The organism is Novosphingobium guangzhouense (assembly GCF_002896965.1).
Taxonomy (GTDB): Bacteria; Pseudomonadota; Alphaproteobacteria; order Sphingomonadales; family Sphingomonadaceae; genus Novosphingobium; species Novosphingobium guangzhouense.
The window spans coordinates 68,958-84,772 of record NZ_LYMM01000073.1; the positions used below are offsets into that span (position 1 = coordinate 68,958).

A 15,815-nucleotide genomic window follows, 5' to 3' on the forward strand; every position below is an offset into this window, starting at 1 on the left:
CCATGCCGCTCCATGCTAGGCGCGCGAAATGACCGAAGACGAAGATACCGCGCTCACCCGCCCCCAGCGCCGCCTGCTGCGCCGCCTCTACAATGGCCGGACGGAGCCCATCGTCGCCGACGACAAGCCTTTCCTTACCTACAAGGAGGCCAGCCGCTACCTGCTGTCGCTTGACGGCGAGGCGCGGGAAGCGGCCTATCTCGAAATGAAGCGGCAGGCGGGATAGCTTTCCTACAGCCGCGCCGGGGTGATAGTTTGCCACCATCACGCCTCGCCAGAACGCTCCCCCTTTCCTCTGCAAGGTTACACCCTGCGCCCTGCAAGGTGACACCCCACATCCCGCAAGGTGACACATCGCTGCTCCAAGGTGACACATTTCCGGCGCAAGGTGACACTTTCAGGCCCCAAGGTGACACTTTCCCCCGCAAGGTGACACCTTTTCCCCCTGGACCGTGTCACCTGTGTAAACCTGTCAAGTTGAGCGGGGCTCCGCCGCGAAACCCTCTAGCCCTGCGCGGCTTGCCCCTCTAGGGTCGGCGGCTGTTTCCCCCCTTTCCTTCTCCCGGAGCCAAGTGCCTCGATGCATGTCGCCTATAGCCTGATCGGCATCGTTCTCATCATGGCGGCAGCCTTCCTGCTCTCGACCGACCGCAAGGCCATCCGCCCGCGCGTGGTCTGCGCAGCCTTCGCGCTGCAGGCGGGCCTGGCCGCGCTGGTGCTCTACGTGCCGTTCGGCAACCGCATGCTGCGCGGCGCCGCCTCGGGCGTCGAAGGGCTGCTGAGCTACGCCCACGAAGGCGTGACGTTCCTGTTCGGCCCGCTCGCCTCGCCGGAAATCGGCGGCACCAGCTTCGCCATCGCGGCGCTGCCGGTGATCATCTTCTTCGCCTCGCTGATCTCGATCCTGTATTACCTGCGCATCATGCCGCTGGTGGTGCGCTGGCTGGGCGGCGCGCTGGAGAAGGTGACCGGGATCAGCAAGGTCGAAAGCCTGTGCGCTGCCTCCAACATCTTCGTGGGGCAAAGCGAAGCGCCGCTGGTGATCCGCCCCTACCTTGCCTCGCTCAACCCGTCGCAGCTGTTCTGCGTGATGACGGTGGGCCTGGCGGGCGTGGCCGGCACGATCCTGGCCGCCTACGCCTCGATGGGCATCCGCATCGACTATCTTGTCGCCGCTGCCTTCATGTCGGCGCCGGGCGGCATCTTCATGGCCAAGATGATCATGCCCGACCCGCGCCCGACGGTGGCCGGTGACGCCGTCGAGGTCCACGAAGGCACCCTGCCCCCCGCAGGTGCCGCCGCCGCCGCGATGAACCGCGCCGACGTCACCCACCTCCCCGGCGTCCATGTCGACGAACCCGAAGCGGTCGAACATGACGAGGAAAAGCCCGCCAACATCATCATGGCCGCGTCGCAGGGCGCGCAGACCGGCGTGAAGCTGGCGGTCGCCGTGGGCGCAATGGTCCTGGCCTTCGTGGCATTGATCGCGCTGGCCAACGGCTTCGTCGGCTGGGCAGCGGGGCTGTTCGGCTTCCAGGGCGTGACGTTCCAGTCGCTGCTGGGCTACATCTTCGCACCGATCTTCTACCTCCTCGCCACGCCCGACTGGACCGAGGCGCTGCATGCCGGCGGCCTGTTCGGCACCAAGATCGTGCTCAACGAATTCGTCTCGTTCATCGAACTGGGCAAGGACGGCGCGCTTTCGCCCCGCACCGTCGCGGTGGTGACGTTCGCGCTGTGCGGCTTCGCCAACTTCTCGTCGATCGCGATCCAGATGGCGGTGACCGGCGGCCTTGCGCCCAACCAGCGCCCGATCATTGCCAAGCTGGGCATCCGCGCGCTGGCGGCAGGCAGCCTGTCCAACCTGATGAGCGCGGCGCTGGCGGGCCTGTTCCTGACGGTCGCCTGAGACGGCGGCCTAGCCGCGCCGCCGCGCCAGCTCGGCGGCCGACAGCACGATCCCCGCAAGGATCAGCACCATGCCAAGTACGTGGTAGCCCTCCAGCCTCTCGCCCAGCAGCAGGGCTGAAAGCAGCGCCCCGAACAACGGCATCAGCGTGATCGCCTGCCCCGACCGCGCGGCACCAAGGTCCGCGGTCGCGGCGTTATAGATGAAATAGGCCAGGACCGAGGGAAACACCCCGACATAGACGAAGGCAGCCAGCACCTTGGCGCTCCAGACGACCTTCAGCCCCTGCGCCGCCTCCATCGCGGCCAGCGGCGCCATCACCACCGCGCCGATCAGGAACACCAGCAGCAGGAAACTGGCCGAGGCGACCGGCGGCCGCTTGCGCAGCAGCACGGTGTAAAGCGCCCACACCACAACGCCGCCCAGCACCAGCGCATCGCCCACGCCAAGCCGCAAGGTCGCCAGCGCGGCAATGTCTCCCCGGAACACGATGGCGACGACGCCGACGGTGGACAGTGCGACACCGGCCTTGTGCAGCGTCCCTGCCCGCGTGCCGAAGATCGCGCGGTCCAGCACCAGCACAAGTGCCGGGATCGATGCCTGCAGCAACAGCGCATTGGCCGCGCTGGTGTAATGGAGCCCGGAATAGACGAACGAATTGAAGCATACGATGCCCAGGAACCCCAGCGCCGCGATCCAGCGCCACCCAGCCGCCAGCGCCGCGCGCTCCGCCCACGCCTGCCGCGCTGCAAAGGGCAGCAACAGCAGAACCGCGATCAGCCAGCGCCCGAACGCCAGCGTGAACGGCGGGATGTCATCGCGCACTGCCCGCCCGGTGATCGAATTTCCCGCCCAGAACAGCATCACAAGGCCGAGCAGAAGGAAAGCGCGCAAATGCGAAGTGGATTTCGGCATGATTGCTCCGCTGGTCGCCACCAATCAGCCGCCGGACGCGTCCGTCAGCCCAGCGCCTTGTCGAGCATCTGCGCAAGCCGCAGCCCGGCGCGCTCGATCCGCTCGTCAACGATGGGAATCGCCTGTTCAATGGCGGCGTTGGTCCAGACGATCTTCTGCGGCTCCTTCACACCGCAGGGCAGCTTGCCACCGAAAGCCAGCGGATAAAGCACGTCGCGGCTGATCTCGTAACTTTCGCGGGTCCAGTCTTCCAGCGTGCCGGTGGCCAGTCGCGCCTTCTCCGCCGCGCTATAGACGCGCACCAGCGGCGGACGAGCCGACGTGATCGCGCGTTCGGCCAGCGTCGTGTCCCATATCGAATGCAGGTTTCGACCCGGCGCATCGCCGTAGTCGGCCTTCACCGCGTTGCCGCCCATGTCCTCGTTCTCACCGACATGGAGAGGCTGGTGGATGTCGCCTACGAAGTGGACAAGGAAGGCCAGCGCCTCAAGCCGCAGCACGGGCGCCAGCTTGCGGTTGGCCAGCAGCTTTTCGTCCCGCTCGATCTGCGCGGTGGCGCACATGCCGTCGCGGCACAGCTGCTTGAGGTCGAACGTCCCGCAGACCGGCTGGTCGTGGTAGTGCCAGGAATTCTGGTACGCCCAGCGCCAGCGCTCGCCCTTGATGCAGTCGGGCCAGGTCGCGGCATCCTCGATCGTGCGCATCGAACATTTGGGCGTGTCCATCTCGCGTTCATGGGCGAGCAGCTTGCGGATGGCGACGCGGGTTGCCGGCTTCACATTGACCATGGCGATGCCAGCCACCGTGCGATGCCCCATCGCACCCCAAGCGAAAGCCGGACTGGAAACGATAGTCGCCAGCGCGGCGAAGAGAAGGAAAAGCTTGCGCATGATCAGGCTACCGGCTGGTCGTATTGTTCGATGACCCAGTCTTCCGCCTCTGCGGCAGCGATCCAGGCCTGCATCCATTCGTGTTCCCACACCGCCTGCATATAGGCCTGCGCGAAGCCGGGCACGCCGATGCCGTAAGTCAGGAAGCGGCTGACCACAGGTGCGTAGAACACGTCGGCCGCGCCGAACGTGCCGAACAGGAACGGCCCGCCCTTGCCGAACCGCGCCCGTGCCTCTGCCCAAAGCGTGAGAATGCGCACGATGTCGCCGCGCGTCTCGTCGTCGAGGCCGGGCAGCGTCACGCGCGAACGGATGTTCATCGGGCAATTGCGGCGCAGGGCAAGGTAGCTGGAGTGCATTTCCGCCACCATCGACCGCGCCATGGCGCGCGCGGCATCATCCTTGGGCCAGAAACGGTCGCGTCCCACCTTGTCGGCCAGATAATCAACGATGGCGAGCGAATCCCATGCCACTGCCTCTCCGTCCCACAGGATCGGCACTTTTCCCTGGCTGGGGGCAAGGTCGTCCGAGGACTTCTTGAAGGCTTCCCATTCCTCGCCGAACAGGGGCACGGTGATCTCGTCGAAATGCAGGCCCGACTGCTTGCAGGCAAGCCAGCCGCGCAGCGACCAGCTGGAATAGTTCTTGTTGCCGATGATAAGCTTCACGGGGCGGCGTTCCTCCGAAAGTGGCTGAACACCGGGCCTAGAGGCTGGGGGGCGATGTGTCGAGGTTCAACCGGGGTATCGCAGCCCGGTATCAGAATGCCCGCGTGATCAGGTAGAACACCGCGCCAACCGCAGCGCTTGCAGGGATCGTCACGAACCATGCCACGATCACCCGGCTCGCCACCGACCAGCGCACCGCGCTTGACCGGCGCGCAGCGCCCGTGCCGACGATGGAGCCGGTGATCGCATGAGTAGTCGAAACCGGAATGCCCAGCGCCGATGCGCCGAACACCACGATCGACCCGGCGGTGGAGGCACAGAAGCCGGAATGGTGGTTCAGCTTGGTCAGCTTGGAGCCCATCGTCTTGATGATCTTCCATCCGCCCGACAGCGTACCCAGCGAAATCGCCAGATAGCACGACAGCACTACCCAGTGCGGCACGTGGAACCCGCCGGACATGTGCCCGGTGGAATAGAGCAGCACCGCGATGATACCCATCGTCTTCTGCGCATCGTTGCCGCCGTGACTGATCGAATAGGCGGCGCTGGAAAGCAGGTGCAGGCTCTTGAAGATGCCGTTCGACTGGCGCGGGGACGTACCCTTGAACAGCCAGCTGGTCAGCAGCATCAGCAACATTGCGATGGCAAAGCCCAGCACTGGCGAGATGAAGATCGCGGCGATCGTCTTCACCGTGCCCGAACTTTCGACGACGCCGAAGCCGCCATGCGCCATGCCGGCGCCCAGAAGGCCGCCGATCAGCGCGTGACTGGAGCTTGAGGGGATGCCCTTCACCCAGGTCAGCACGTTCCAGAACATCGCCCCGACCAGAGCCCCGAATACAACCGCCGGGGTCACCGCATCGACGTTGATGATGCCCTTGCCCACCGTCTCGGCCACGTGCAGCCCGACGAAGAAATAGGCCAGGAAGTTGCCGGCCGCCGCGAACAGCACCGCCAGTACCGGGGAAAGCAACCGCGTAGCCACAACCGTCGCAATTGCGTTGGCGGCGTCATGCAGACCGTTGAGGAAATCGAACGCCAGCGCAAGCGCGACGAGGCCGATCAGCAGCGGCAGGGCAAGGCTGTGGTCCATCTTGGCGGCCGCTTACGAGTGGTCGATGACCAGTCCGTCGATCTCGTTCGCGAGGTCTTCGAAACGGTCGACCACGCGCTCAAGGCGCTTGAACATTTCCTGGCGCACGAAGAAGTGCATCGGCTCCTTGAGGTCCGCCTTGAACAGACGCTTCAGGCCGGCCGCGTGGATTTCGTCAGCATGCCCTTCCATGCGCACAAGGCGCTCGGTCAGTTCGTGCAAGCGGTGGCCGTTGTCGCCAATCTTGCGCAGCAGCGGGATCGCTTCGGCGGTCAGGCGCGCGGCGTCGACGATGATCGCAGTCATGTCGATCATCTCCGGCTCGAACTCGGTCACTTCGTAAAGATCGCAGGCCCCGGCCGTCTGCTGCATCTCGTCGATGGCATCGTCCATCGTGTTGATCAGGCTGGTGATGGCGGAGCGGTCGAACGGCGTGAGGAAGCTGCGGCGCACCGTCTGCAGCACCTCGCGGGTGATGTCGTCGGCGTCGTGCTCGCGCTCGGCGATTTCGCGGATGTGCTGCGCGCGACCGGGCCCGCCCTGCGCCAGACGGGCAAGCGCGTCGGCGCCAGCCACCAGCGTGGCGGCCTGACGCTCGAACAGGTCGAAGAAGTTGCCCTGCTCCGGCAGGAGCTTCTGGAACCAGGCGAACATGGCATTGACCCCTGTCTTGCTGGCCACCGTGTCCACGGCCGCGCCCAGGAAGCGCGCGGGACTGGCGGCGGCGCGGAACTCTCTTGCGCCGAAGGAACGTATGAGGGCCCGAAGATCCTCTTCATCGACCGCCCTAGCCGCTTCCTCCAGCGAGAACCAGCGCCGTTCGCGTTGGTGCTGTTCGTCCCATGTGGAAAGTTCGTCGGTAACCGCGAAAGGATAGACGTCAACGTCGGCCCAAACCCAGGCGCCTGAATTGCGCTGCTTGCGGTAGCGATAGGAACCCAGCGGCACCGGGCACGTGGCGCCGAGCACCCCCGCCTCCTCTTCCGCTTCCTTGGAAGCGGCTGCGTGCGGCTGCAGGCCCTTCATCAGCCCGCCCTTGGGGATAACCCAGCGGCGCGTCTGGCGCGACGTGATGAGCAGTATCTGGATGGGTGCGTCGATGGCGGGGCCAACGGTGCGATAGGGAAGAACGGCAATCTGGCGCACGGGCGAGATCTCCTTTTCATCCCTTTCACGCGTGAAGCGGCGGCCCATAGGCGAGCCGGAACCGTCACGCAATCGTCATAAACGAGAATCGCTGCACAAAGGTACAGCGCGAATGTGAAACTGCGGTGTCCGGCGCAGTAAGGGGGTTAATTCCTCCCCGAGAAACGCTCGGGGAGGAACACAAAGTCAAAGCTCCGAATCGCTCAGAACCGCAGCGCGCAGTTCCTCGATCCCCATGCCCTTTTCCGAACTGGTGACGTGCACCACCGGGAAAGCCGCCGGATGCTTGCGCGCCTCAGCCACGGTGGCAGCGTGGACGGCATCCAGTTCGCTGGCCTTGATCTTGTCCGCCTTGGTCAGAACCAGACGATAGCCGACCGCCGCCTGATCGAGCATTTCCATCATGTCGAGGTCGACCTGCTTCACACCATGACGCGAATCGATCAGTACCAGCGTACGCTTCAGTTCCACGCGGCCGCGCAGATAATCGCGCACCAGGCGGCGCCAGGTTTCCACCACCTTGGGCGGAGCCTTGGCAAAGCCATATCCCGGCATGTCGACCAGGCGAAAGCGCAGCGGATCGCCCACGTCGAAGAAGTTCAGCTCCTGCGTGCGCCCCGGCGTCACCGAGGCGCGCGCGATCGCCTTGCGGCCGACCAGCGCATTCACCAGCGACGACTTGCCCACGTTGGAGCGGCCGGCGAAGGCGATCTCCGGTGCGTCCGGATCGGGCAGGAACTTGAGCGCAGGCGCCGATTTCAGGAACGTCACCGGTCCCGAGAACAGCTTGCGCGCGCGCTCCTGCAGCTCTTCCAGTTCCTCGCTCACTTGCTGCGGGCCGCCGTGCGTGCCTTGTCAGCCGCGTCCTTCTCGGCTTGCGCCTTGAGCTGCGGATGACGGCTGTAGAGGAACTTCTGTTGCGCGATCGTCAGGATGTTCGACGTGATCCAGTAGACCAGAAGGCCCGAGGCGAACGGCGCCATCACGAACATCATGAACCACGGCATCAACTTGAAGACCTGCTGCTGCGCCGGGTCCATCTGGGCCGGGTTGAGCTGGAACTGCAGGTACATCGTCGCGCCGAGCAGCAGGGCCAGCAGACCGATCGCCAGGAAGCTGGGCGGATCGAACGGCAGCAGGCCGAACAGATTCAGAATGTGCAGCGGATCGGGCGCGGACAAGTCCTTGATCCACAGCACGAAAGGCTGGTGGCGCATCTCGATCGCCAGGATCAGCGTCTTGTAGAGCGCGAAGAACACCGGAATCTGCAGGAACATCGGCAGACAGCCTGCCAGGGGATTGACCTTCTCCTGCTTGTAGAGGGCCATGATCTCCTGCTGCTGCTTCTGCTTGTCGTCCTTGTAGCGTTCCTGGATCGCCTTCATCTTCGGCTGGATGGCGCGCATGGCAGCCATCGAGGCGAACTGGCGCTGGGCGATCGGGAACATGATGCCACGCACGATCACGGTGAGCAGGATGATCGCTACACCGAAGTTATGCGTCAGACTGAACAGCTTGGTGAGCAGCCAGAAGATCGGCTTCTCGAACCAGCGGAACCAGCCCCAGTCGATCGCAAGGCCGAAGTTGGCGATGCCCTGCGCCTCATAGGCGTCGAGAACCTTGTGCTCCTTGGCACCCGCGAAAATCTTGGTCGTCACGCTCTGCGCGGTACGCGGCTGGATAACCGACTGCTCGTAGACGACATCGGCGCGGAATATCTGGTTGCCCATCGAGCGGAAGGTGCTCGTCGCCTTCGCGCCCGAGGGGATCAGAGCCGACATCCAGTAAACGTCGGTGAAGCCAATCCAGTCGGTATTGCCCGATTCATTGATCGTGCTCGCCTCGGCCACGTCCTTGTAGTTGGTCGAGAAGCTGACCGAACCGTCAAAGGCGCCGATCGGGCCCGAATGGACGTTCCAGGTATCGAGGCTGGCGGTCTTTTCGGTCCGATTGACGATCGCAAAAGGCTTGACCGAAACCGCGTTGCCGCCCGTGTTGGCCACGGTCTGCTTCGCGGTGATCATGTAGTTCTGGTCGATCGAATAAGTGATGCCGAAACGCTGGCCGGTCGGGTTGGTCCAGGTCAGGGTAACCGGCGTGCTCGGCGTCAGCACGGCGTTTGCAGGCGCAATCCAGGTGCGCGGGTTGTTGGTATCCGGCGTCTCGATTCCCTGGCCGACCCAGCCCAGCTGCGTGAACTGCTGCGCGGGCGTGCCGTAAGGCGAAAAGATACGGACCGGCCCCGAATCCTTCTCCACCGTCTCGCGGTGGTGGTTGATCACAAGATCATCGACGATCGCGCCGTTGAGGTTGATCGAGCCCGAAAGCCCCGGCGCCTTGATTTTCACGCGGCCCTGCGCGCCCAGTTCGGTCGCCAGATCCTTCGCTTCCAGCGTGCGATCCGCCGCATCCATCAACCCGCCTTCGCGAGTGGGCTTGGTCGGCTTGGTCGCGTTTTCAGCGCCGCCTGCCGCGACGGTCTGGGTCGGGGTCTTTGCCTGCGGATAGAAGTAGCCGACCCCGGCCTCCCAGCCGAAGAGCACGAGCGCGGTCAGCACGACCGCGAGGATGATGTTACGCTGCTTTTCCACGAAGGCCTGTTTCCTGCTCGTATTCCGGTCGGCGGCGGCCATGTGGGGCCACCGGCTTCAATTCGCTAGTCTAAGGTTCAGTCCGGCACGGGATCGTGCCCGTGCCCACCCCACGGATTGCAGCGCAATAGACGCCACAGCGCCAGCAATCCACCCTTGATCGCACCATGGCGTCGCACAGCCTCGATCGCGTACTGCGAACACGATGGGGAATAGCGGCAGGTGGGCGGCATGATCGCCGATGGGCCAAGTTGCCACAGCCGGGCAACTCCGATGATCGCCAGCCCCGGAAGCGAGACGAGGAAGGCGATGATTCGCTTCACTTGCGAGGGCCGCGCTTGCGGTTATGAGGGCGGGGCGCATCCCCTTTGCCGTCCCGCGCACGGCCAAGCGCAGCGACAAGTTCGATGCGCAGTTTGTCGAAATCGCGCTCGACCCCGCCTTCGCGTCCGATCAGCACGTGGTCCGTGTCGGCAAGGCCATGTTCTGGCAACAATTCGCGCAGCAAAGCGCGGAAGCGCCGCTTCATGCGATTGCGCACCACAGCATTGCCGATCTTCTTCGTCACCGTAATCCCGGCGCGGCGCCCCAACCCCTCATTGCGATTGGCCAGTAGCACGAAACCTGGACGCGCAACTCGCAAGCCGCGATTCGCGGCCAGAAAGTCCGCGCGACGGCTTAGAATCGTGTAGGCGTCAGCCTGCTTCATGACGGGGGGCAGCGTCGGGATAGGCGATTCTCGCCAAAGCAAAACGGCGCCAGCCCATGCTCTCGCATAAGGCGAAAGCGTGGGCTGGCGCCGCTTATGGCAGGAGCATCAGCCCCTGCCGATCCCGGCGGATCAGGCCGAAAGCTTGGCGCGGCCGCGAGCGCGACGAGCGCGCAGAACCTTGCGACCACCAACGGTCGCGGTGCGGGCACGGAAACCGTGACGACGGGCGCGAACAAGGTTGCTCGGCTGGAAAGTGCGCTTCATGTCAGTCCTCGAAAATCTAACAAAAAGGGCCGCCCAAACCGGACGACCATGGAAATCGTTGGCCGCCGTTACTGGAACGAGGGCAATGAGTCAACAAGAGCCGCGATCTGGGTGAAGCGAAAGCGAGGCGCGACATCCACTTTCACCTCGTCCAGTTGCACCCATGCACTCATCTCTCCCGCATCGAGCCAGCGTGCTGAAGCGAACGGTACCGAATTGGTCATGGCGTAAAACGCCTGCGCCTCTGCCGCATCCATTCCCATCGCGCGGTAATAGTCGATGTAACGGCGGTTCTCTGGCGCATTGGCTGCATAGTCAGAAGGCTCAAGCCCGGTATCGTCCTGCCAGGAATGCACCGCGAACTGCGCCCCCGGATCGGCATAGCGTCGAACGCCTGCCAGGAACAACTCGACCCCGCCCGACCGCACCGAACCGCCTGCCGGGACATGAGTGACGATGCCCTTGCGGCGAATCATCTGGCCGACCTGAAGGTTGGCCAGATCGTCCTCGGTGCCGGGACAATCTATCATCTCGATCGTGGCGATGCCCGGATGATCGCGCAGCATCGCGGTGAATTGCTCCGGAGTTCGCCCATCGGTCACGTCCACCAGCGCAGCGCGCCCTTCATCAAGCACCCGGAACGGGCCATAGGCAGGCCCTTGAATCGCGGGTGTTTCGGCGGGAATGGAAAAAAGGGTGCGCTCGCCCCCGGTCACCACGGGATCGGCTTCCCCGATGACGGTCTCATATACGATCACCTGCGCCGACAGGGGGGACACGGCACACAAGGCGAACAGTGCGAGACTTGCAGAAAGCGAGCGCATTGACAGTCTATACTGCGCGCACCCTTACCCTCTCCCTCACGGGTCCGGTTAAAGTGCTGTAAGGCATCTTTTTGAACGTAGCGCCAAGCCGATGCGGCGTTACTAGAATGATCCTCCTGCGATTACTTGTGAGGGGGCACTCTTGGTCGCCATAGTTTCGACCGTCGCGTACCTTGGACTTGAGGCTCGCGCCGTCGAAGTACAATGTCAGGTGGCACCGGGAATGCCGGGCTTTACGCTTGTCGGCCTGCCGGACAAGGCGGTGCGCGAAAGCACTCAGCGCGTCAGTGCCGCACTGACGGGCATGGGGCTGGCCCTGCCGCCCAAGCGAATCATCGTGAACCTGTCCCCCGCCGATCTGCCCAAGGAAGGCTCGCACTTCGACCTGCCCGTGGCGCTTTCGCTGCTTGCAGCGATGGGGGTAATTGATGCCGAGCAACTCGGCGATTTCGTCGCAGTTGGTGAACTGGCCCTCGACGGGCGGATCATCCCCTCCCCCGGAGTGCTGCTGGCCGCAATCCACGCCAGTGAACACGAAAAGGGCCTTATCTGCCCTGCCCCGCAAGGATCCGAAGCGCGATGGGCCAGCGGCGTCCCGGTCGTCGCCGCGCCGAACCTGATCAGCCTGCTCAACCACCTGCGCGGCCTTCAAGTGCTGCAGACACCTCCGCTGGGCGAAGTGGAAGCGCCCTCGCGCGCCCCCGATCTCCGGCAGGTGAAAGGGCAGGAAACCGCCCGCCGGGCGCTGGAAATCGCGGCCGCAGGCGCACACAACCTGCTGATGGTGGGGCCGCCGGGCGCGGGCAAGTCTCTACTCGCTTCATGCCTGCCGGGGGTACTACCCGAGCTCACCCCGCCCGAAGCGCTGGAAGTGTCCATGGTCGCCTCGGTCGCCGGAACGCTGGAGGGCGGCCGCATCAGTCGTTCCCGTCCCTATCGAGCGCCGCATCACTCGGCCTCGATCGCAGCTCTGACAGGCGGGGGTATCAAGGTGCGGCCGGGCGAGGTATCTCTCGCCCATCTCGGCGTCCTGTTCCTCGACGAGCTTCCGGAATTCCAGCGCCAGGCGCTCGATTCGCTGCGCCAGCCGCTGGAAAGCGGAGAGGTTACCGTGGCGCGGGCCAATGCGCATCTGACCTATCCTGCCAGAGTGCAACTGATCGCGGCCATGAACCCCTGCCGCTGCGGCCATCTGGGCGATCCCGCGCTGGCCTGCAGCCGCGCCCCACGCTGTGCGGCGGACTACCAGAGCAAGGTATCCGGGCCGCTGCTTGACCGGATCGACCTTCATGTCGAGGTCGATCCGGTCCGCGCCGCCGACCTTGCCCTGCCCCCGCCGCTTGAAGGCAGCGCCGAAGTTGCCGCCCGCGTCGCCCGGGCAAGGCACGTCCAGACGGAGCGGCTTGTCGACTGCAAGGCCAGGACCAATGCCGAACTCGACGGAGACTTGCTTGAAAGGCACGCCACACCGGACGAAGCCGGCCGGAAGCTGCTACTGCAAGCAGCCGAAGCGATGCGGCTGTCCGCCCGTGGCTACACGCGCATCCTGCGCGTCGCACGCACCATCGCCGACCTTGCGGGATCAGCGGAGATCGGACGCGCGCATGTCGCCGAAGCCCTCAGCTATCGGCGCCGACCTCCCCGCGCCTGACTTCATTCCTTGATATCGAGCTGACGCAACACTTCTGCTACGACCTTGGGCGAACTGGAAAAGTCGAGGTGACTGCACCGGATCGCGACCGCACGATCTCTCTCATGCGGCCAGCCGGCGGCGGCGCGCGGCTGGATGATACCGTCACGCGGGCTCCACAGCGCCACTGTGGGCACATCGGGCTTGGCCGAAAAATCGCAGTCGATCGGCGGCCGGTCAACCGAATGGCCGGTCACCACCTGATAGGCCTTCCACGCGTTATTAGCGCGAGGATCACCCGAAAACGGTGTGCCCATGGTGATGACCTTGGCCACCAGATGCGGTTCACGCCGAGCGATTTCACGCGCGAATAGGCCGCCAAGACTCCAGCCGACCAGTGCCACGGGATGCCAGTTCTCCCGCGCGATCACGGCCACACGGCGCATGAGGTAGGAGAAGTTTCGCTCGTTCGGACCAAGGTTGAGGCCCAGGCCCCACTGGTGGACGTGATGTCCCGCGGCCGAAAGCGCGTCTGCCATCGGCTTCATCCGCTTGGGATGGGCGCCGAAGCCGGGTAACAGCATGACCGGCATCGGGCTTGCTGCAGGTTGCACCCGCCTTCCCGTGAACCGCACCTTGTGCCCGCCCCGGTACAGAGAGCGCAACTCCGCCCACATGAGTTCTACCGGCGGCTTGCGTACACCTTCGGGATGCTGTTCGCGCACAAAAGCTGCGCGGCGCGCAATCGCCGCACGCAGGGAGCCTGCAATGCGTTCCTGTTCCTCGTCCGGCGCGTCCATCGCCTGCGTTCTGCCACCTTGACCGGGTCGTCGCGATCACGCTGCTGGATCATCGCTGCTGACCATATAGTTGATCCGGCGAAGGTAGGCTCTCCGACCTGCCTTGCCAACGCATAAGCCAACTCGCGGGAAAGCGCCCTGTTGCCGTGGCACCGCATATACCCCATATGTTCCGCTATGGCAGAGCTCATCATCCGTCGCGGCCTTGAAGAACCTGATACTTCGGGCAACTTCGTCCCCCACAAGCCGCAGCGGCCTGACAAATCAATGCCGGGCAAGCCGTTCAGAATCGTGTCGGACTATTCCCCCGCAGGCGACCAGCCAACCGCTATCGCAGATCTCGTCGCCAGCGCCGAGGAAGGCGAAAAAACGCAGGTGCTGCTGGGTGTGACGGGATCAGGCAAGACCTTCACCATGGCCAAGGTGATCGAACACCTGCAGCGTCCGGCCTTGATCCTTGCTCCCAACAAGATCCTGGCTGCCCAACTCTATGCCGAGATGAAGGACTTTTTCCCCGAGAACGCGGTGGAATATTTCGTCTCGTACTACGATTATTACCAACCCGAAGCCTATGTCCCCCGGTCGGACACCTACATCGAGAAGGAAAGCTCGGTGAACGAGGCGATCGACCGGATGCGCCACTCGGCCACCCGCGCACTGCTGGAGCGGGACGACGTGATCATCGTCGCCTCTGTGTCCTGCCTTTACGGCATCGGCTCGGTCGAGACGTACTCCGCGATGATCTTCGACCTTATCAGCGGCAAGGCGCAGGACCAGACCGAAATCATCCGCAAGCTCGTCGCCCTCCAGTACAAGCGCAACGACGTCGCCTTCGCGCGCGGCAACTTCCGTGTGCGGGGCGATAATCTGGAGCTGTTCCCCAGCCACCTCGAAGACGTGGCATGGCGCATCAGCTTCTTCGGTGACGAGATCGAGGAAATTGCGGAGTTCGATCCGCTCACCGGCAAGAAGGGCGCGGTGCTGGACAAGGTGCGCGTTTATGCGAATTCGCACTATGTAACCCCCGGCCCGACGATGCGGCAGGCAAGCGAGGCCATCCGCTTCGAACTGACCGAGCGCCTCAAGGAACTTGAGATCGAGGGCAAGCTGCTGGAGGCCCAACGCCTCGAACAGCGCACCAACTTCGACCTTGAGATGATCGCCGCCACCGGATCGTGCAACGGAATCGAGAACTACAGCCGCTTTCTGACCGGCCGTCTCCCTGGAGAACCGCCGCCGACGCTGTTCGAATACCTGCCCGACAACGCCCTGCTCTTCATCGACGAAAGTCACCAGACGGTGCCGCAGATCGGCGCGATGGCGCGGGGCGATCACCGGCGAAAGATAACGCTGGCCGAATATGGCTTCCGCCTGCCCTCCTGTATCGACAATCGTCCGCTGCGCTTCAACGAGTGGGACGCGATGCGCCCGCAGACTTTCGCGGTGTCCGCCACGCCGGGACACTGGGAGATGGACCAGACCGGGGGCGTTTTCGCCGAACAGGTCATCCGCCCAACCGGCCTGATCGACCCGCCCGTCACCATCCGCCCGGTCGAAGACCAGGTGCAAGACTGCATCAACGAATGCAAGGAAACGGCGGCCAAGGGCTACCGCACCCTCGTCACCACCCTCACCAAGCGCATGGCCGAGGATTTGACCGAGTTCATGCATGAGCAGGGCGTGCGCGTGCGCTACATGCACTCCGACGTGGAGACGCTTGAGCGCATCGAACTGATCCGCGACTTGCGCATGGGCGTGTATGACGTGCTGATCGGCATCAACCTGCTGCGCGAGGGCCTCGACATTCCTGAATGCGGCCTCGTGTGCATTCTCGATGCCGACAAGGAAGGCTTCCTGCGCAGTGAAACCTCGCTGATCCAGACCATCGGCCGCGCCGCGCGCAACGTGGATGGCCGGGTCATTCTCTACGCCGACCGGATCACCGGATCGATGGAACGCGCGATGGCCGAAACCGATCGCCGTCGCGCCAAGCAGGAAGAATACAACGTCGAACACGGCATCACCCCGCAGACGATCAAGCGCCGCATTGCCGACATCGTGGCGGATACGGCCAGCCGCGACGGCGTGGTGGTGGACCTTGAGGACGACACCACCAACAACCTCGTCGGCCACAACCTGCGCGCCTACATCGAAGATCTGGAAAAGCGCATGCGCGCAGCAGCCGCAGACCTGGAATTCGAGGAAGCGGGACGCCTGCGCGACGAGATCAGACGGCTTGAGCAGAGCGAACTTGGCCTGCCCGAGGGCGAGCATAAGGCCCCAAGAGTCGGGCGCAGCAACGAGGGCAAGCCGGGCACGCGCAAGATGCGATACGGGAAGACGCAGCGGAAGTTCGGGAAGTAGGGTCGAAAA

16 protein-coding genes are annotated in these 15,815 nt (G+C 64.2%); 4 read left to right on the forward strand and 12 right to left on the reverse strand.

All coding sequences use genetic code 11. The annotated features are described in order from the left end of the window. The first annotated feature begins 28 nt into the window (after positions 1 to 28). Both A8V01_RS23125 and A8V01_RS23130 read left to right on the forward strand, forming a co-directional pair. Complete coding sequence (locus A8V01_RS23125) at positions 29 to 226, forward strand: hypothetical protein (protein WP_103098611.1); 198 nt, start codon at positions 29 to 31, stop codon at positions 224 to 226. 354 nt (positions 227 to 580) lie between these two features. Further along, positions 581 to 1,909, forward strand: coding sequence for a NupC/NupG family nucleoside CNT transporter (locus tag A8V01_RS23130; protein ID WP_103098612.1), 1,329 nt, complete (start codon positions 581 to 583; stop codon positions 1,907 to 1,909). A gap of 9 nt (positions 1,910 to 1,918) precedes the next feature. On the opposite strand, the gene A8V01_RS23135 is transcribed toward A8V01_RS23130, so the two are convergent. The 11 genes from A8V01_RS23135 to A8V01_RS23185 all read right to left on the reverse strand — a co-directional run bounded on the left by A8V01_RS23135 (position 1,919) and on the right by A8V01_RS23185 (position 11,012). Next, positions 1,919 to 2,824, reverse strand: a complete 906-nt coding sequence (locus A8V01_RS23135) for a DMT family transporter (RefSeq protein ID WP_103098613.1) — start codon at positions 2,822 to 2,824, stop codon at positions 1,919 to 1,921. A gap of 44 nt (positions 2,825 to 2,868) precedes the next feature. Continuing rightward, complete coding sequence (locus A8V01_RS23140; RefSeq protein ID WP_103098614.1) at positions 2,869 to 3,714, reverse strand: S1/P1 nuclease; 846 nt, start codon at positions 3,712 to 3,714, stop codon at positions 2,869 to 2,871. A gap of 2 nt (positions 3,715 to 3,716) precedes the next feature. Continuing rightward, positions 3,717 to 4,382 carry a glutathione S-transferase family protein gene (locus A8V01_RS23145; RefSeq protein WP_103098615.1) on the reverse strand — a complete coding sequence of 222 codons (666 nt, stop codon included), beginning with the start codon at positions 4,380 to 4,382 and terminating at the stop codon, positions 3,717 to 3,719. A 91-nt stretch (positions 4,383 to 4,473) separates the two neighbouring features. Continuing rightward, positions 4,474 to 5,475 carry an inorganic phosphate transporter gene (locus A8V01_RS23150; protein WP_103098616.1) on the reverse strand — a complete coding sequence of 334 codons (1,002 nt, stop codon included), beginning with the start codon at positions 5,473 to 5,475 and terminating at the stop codon, positions 4,474 to 4,476. Between the two features lie 12 nt (positions 5,476 to 5,487). Beyond that, the gene (locus A8V01_RS23155; RefSeq protein WP_103098776.1) at positions 5,488 to 6,621 is read right to left on the reverse strand and encodes a DUF47 family protein; all 1,134 of its coding nucleotides are present in this window, start codon (positions 6,619 to 6,621) and stop codon (positions 5,488 to 5,490) included. Between the two features lie 186 nt (positions 6,622 to 6,807). Further along, a complete protein-coding gene (gene yihA / locus A8V01_RS23160) occupies positions 6,808 to 7,449 on the reverse strand; it encodes a ribosome biogenesis GTP-binding protein YihA/YsxC (RefSeq protein WP_103098617.1) in 642 nt (213 codons plus the stop codon). Beyond that, entirely contained in the window at positions 7,446 to 9,212 is a 1,767-nt protein-coding gene (yidC, locus tag A8V01_RS23165; protein ID WP_103098777.1) for a membrane protein insertase YidC, read from the reverse strand. Before yidC ends, yihA begins: the two co-directional genes overlap by 4 nt. Positions 9,213 to 9,289: 77 nt before the next feature. Then, complete coding sequence (gene yidD, locus A8V01_RS23170) at positions 9,290 to 9,535, reverse strand: membrane protein insertion efficiency factor YidD (protein WP_103098618.1); 246 nt, start codon at positions 9,533 to 9,535, stop codon at positions 9,290 to 9,292. Continuing rightward, positions 9,532 to 9,921 (reverse strand): ribonuclease P protein component, encoded by a 390-nt coding sequence (rnpA, locus tag A8V01_RS23175; protein ID WP_103098619.1) that lies wholly within the window; start codon positions 9,919 to 9,921, stop codon positions 9,532 to 9,534. The genes yidD and rnpA overlap by 4 nt, the downstream gene beginning before the upstream one ends. A 132-nt stretch (positions 9,922 to 10,053) precedes the next feature. Further along, a complete protein-coding gene (rpmH, locus tag A8V01_RS23180) occupies positions 10,054 to 10,188 on the reverse strand; it encodes a 50S ribosomal protein L34 (RefSeq protein WP_008831762.1) in 135 nt (44 codons plus the stop codon). 68 nt (positions 10,189 to 10,256) lie between these two features. After that, positions 10,257 to 11,012: an alpha/beta hydrolase gene (locus A8V01_RS23185; RefSeq protein WP_103098620.1), complete on the reverse strand. Its 756-nt coding sequence runs from the start codon at positions 11,010 to 11,012 to the stop codon at positions 10,257 to 10,259. A 142-nt stretch (positions 11,013 to 11,154) separates the two neighbouring features. Between A8V01_RS23185 and A8V01_RS23190 the strand changes: the two genes are divergently transcribed. Further along, the gene (locus tag A8V01_RS23190; RefSeq protein WP_103098621.1) at positions 11,155 to 12,663 is read left to right on the forward strand and encodes a YifB family Mg chelatase-like AAA ATPase; all 1,509 of its coding nucleotides are present in this window, start codon (positions 11,155 to 11,157) and stop codon (positions 12,661 to 12,663) included. Between the two features lie 2 nt (positions 12,664 to 12,665). Here A8V01_RS23190 and A8V01_RS23195 read toward each other — a convergent pair whose 3' ends face one another. Next, positions 12,666 to 13,442, reverse strand: a complete 777-nt coding sequence (locus tag A8V01_RS23195) for an esterase/lipase family protein (RefSeq protein WP_103098622.1) — start codon at positions 13,440 to 13,442, stop codon at positions 12,666 to 12,668. Between the two features lie 177 nt (positions 13,443 to 13,619). Here A8V01_RS23195 and uvrB point away from each other — a divergent pair, with 177 nt between their 5' ends. After that, positions 13,620 to 15,806, forward strand: a complete 2,187-nt coding sequence (gene uvrB, locus A8V01_RS23200; protein ID WP_103098623.1) for an excinuclease ABC subunit UvrB — start codon at positions 13,620 to 13,622, stop codon at positions 15,804 to 15,806. The last annotated feature ends 9 nt before the right edge of the window (positions 15,807 to 15,815 follow it).

Bases quoted from the DNA above. Each gene is read 5' to 3' on its own strand.
- A8V01_RS23125 (WP_103098611.1), top strand. From the start codon at position 29: ATGACCGAAGACGAAGATACCGCGCTCACCCGCCCCCAGCGCCGCCTG.
- A8V01_RS23130 (WP_103098612.1), top strand. From the start codon at position 581: ATGCATGTCGCCTATAGCCTGATCGGCATCGTTCTCATCATGGCGGCA.
- A8V01_RS23135 (WP_103098613.1), bottom strand. From the start codon at position 2,824: ATGCCGAAATCCACTTCGCATTTGCGCGCTTTCCTTCTGCTCGGCCTT.
- A8V01_RS23140 (WP_103098614.1), bottom strand. From the start codon at position 3,714: ATGCGCAAGCTTTTCCTTCTCTTCGCCGCGCTGGCGACTATCGTTTCC.
- A8V01_RS23150 (WP_103098616.1), bottom strand. From the start codon at position 5,475: ATGGACCACAGCCTTGCCCTGCCGCTGCTGATCGGCCTCGTCGCGCTT.
- rnpA (WP_103098619.1), bottom strand. From the start codon at position 9,921: ATGAAGCAGGCTGACGCCTACACGATTCTAAGCCGTCGCGCGGACTTT.
- rpmH (WP_008831762.1), bottom strand. From the start codon at position 10,188: ATGAAGCGCACTTTCCAGCCGAGCAACCTTGTTCGCGCCCGTCGTCAC.
- A8V01_RS23185 (WP_103098620.1), bottom strand. From the start codon at position 11,012: ATGCGCTCGCTTTCTGCAAGTCTCGCACTGTTCGCCTTGTGTGCCGTG.
- A8V01_RS23195 (WP_103098622.1), bottom strand. From the start codon at position 13,442: ATGGACGCGCCGGACGAGGAACAGGAACGCATTGCAGGCTCCCTGCGT.
- uvrB (WP_103098623.1), top strand. From the start codon at position 13,620: ATGGCAGAGCTCATCATCCGTCGCGGCCTTGAAGAACCTGATACTTCG.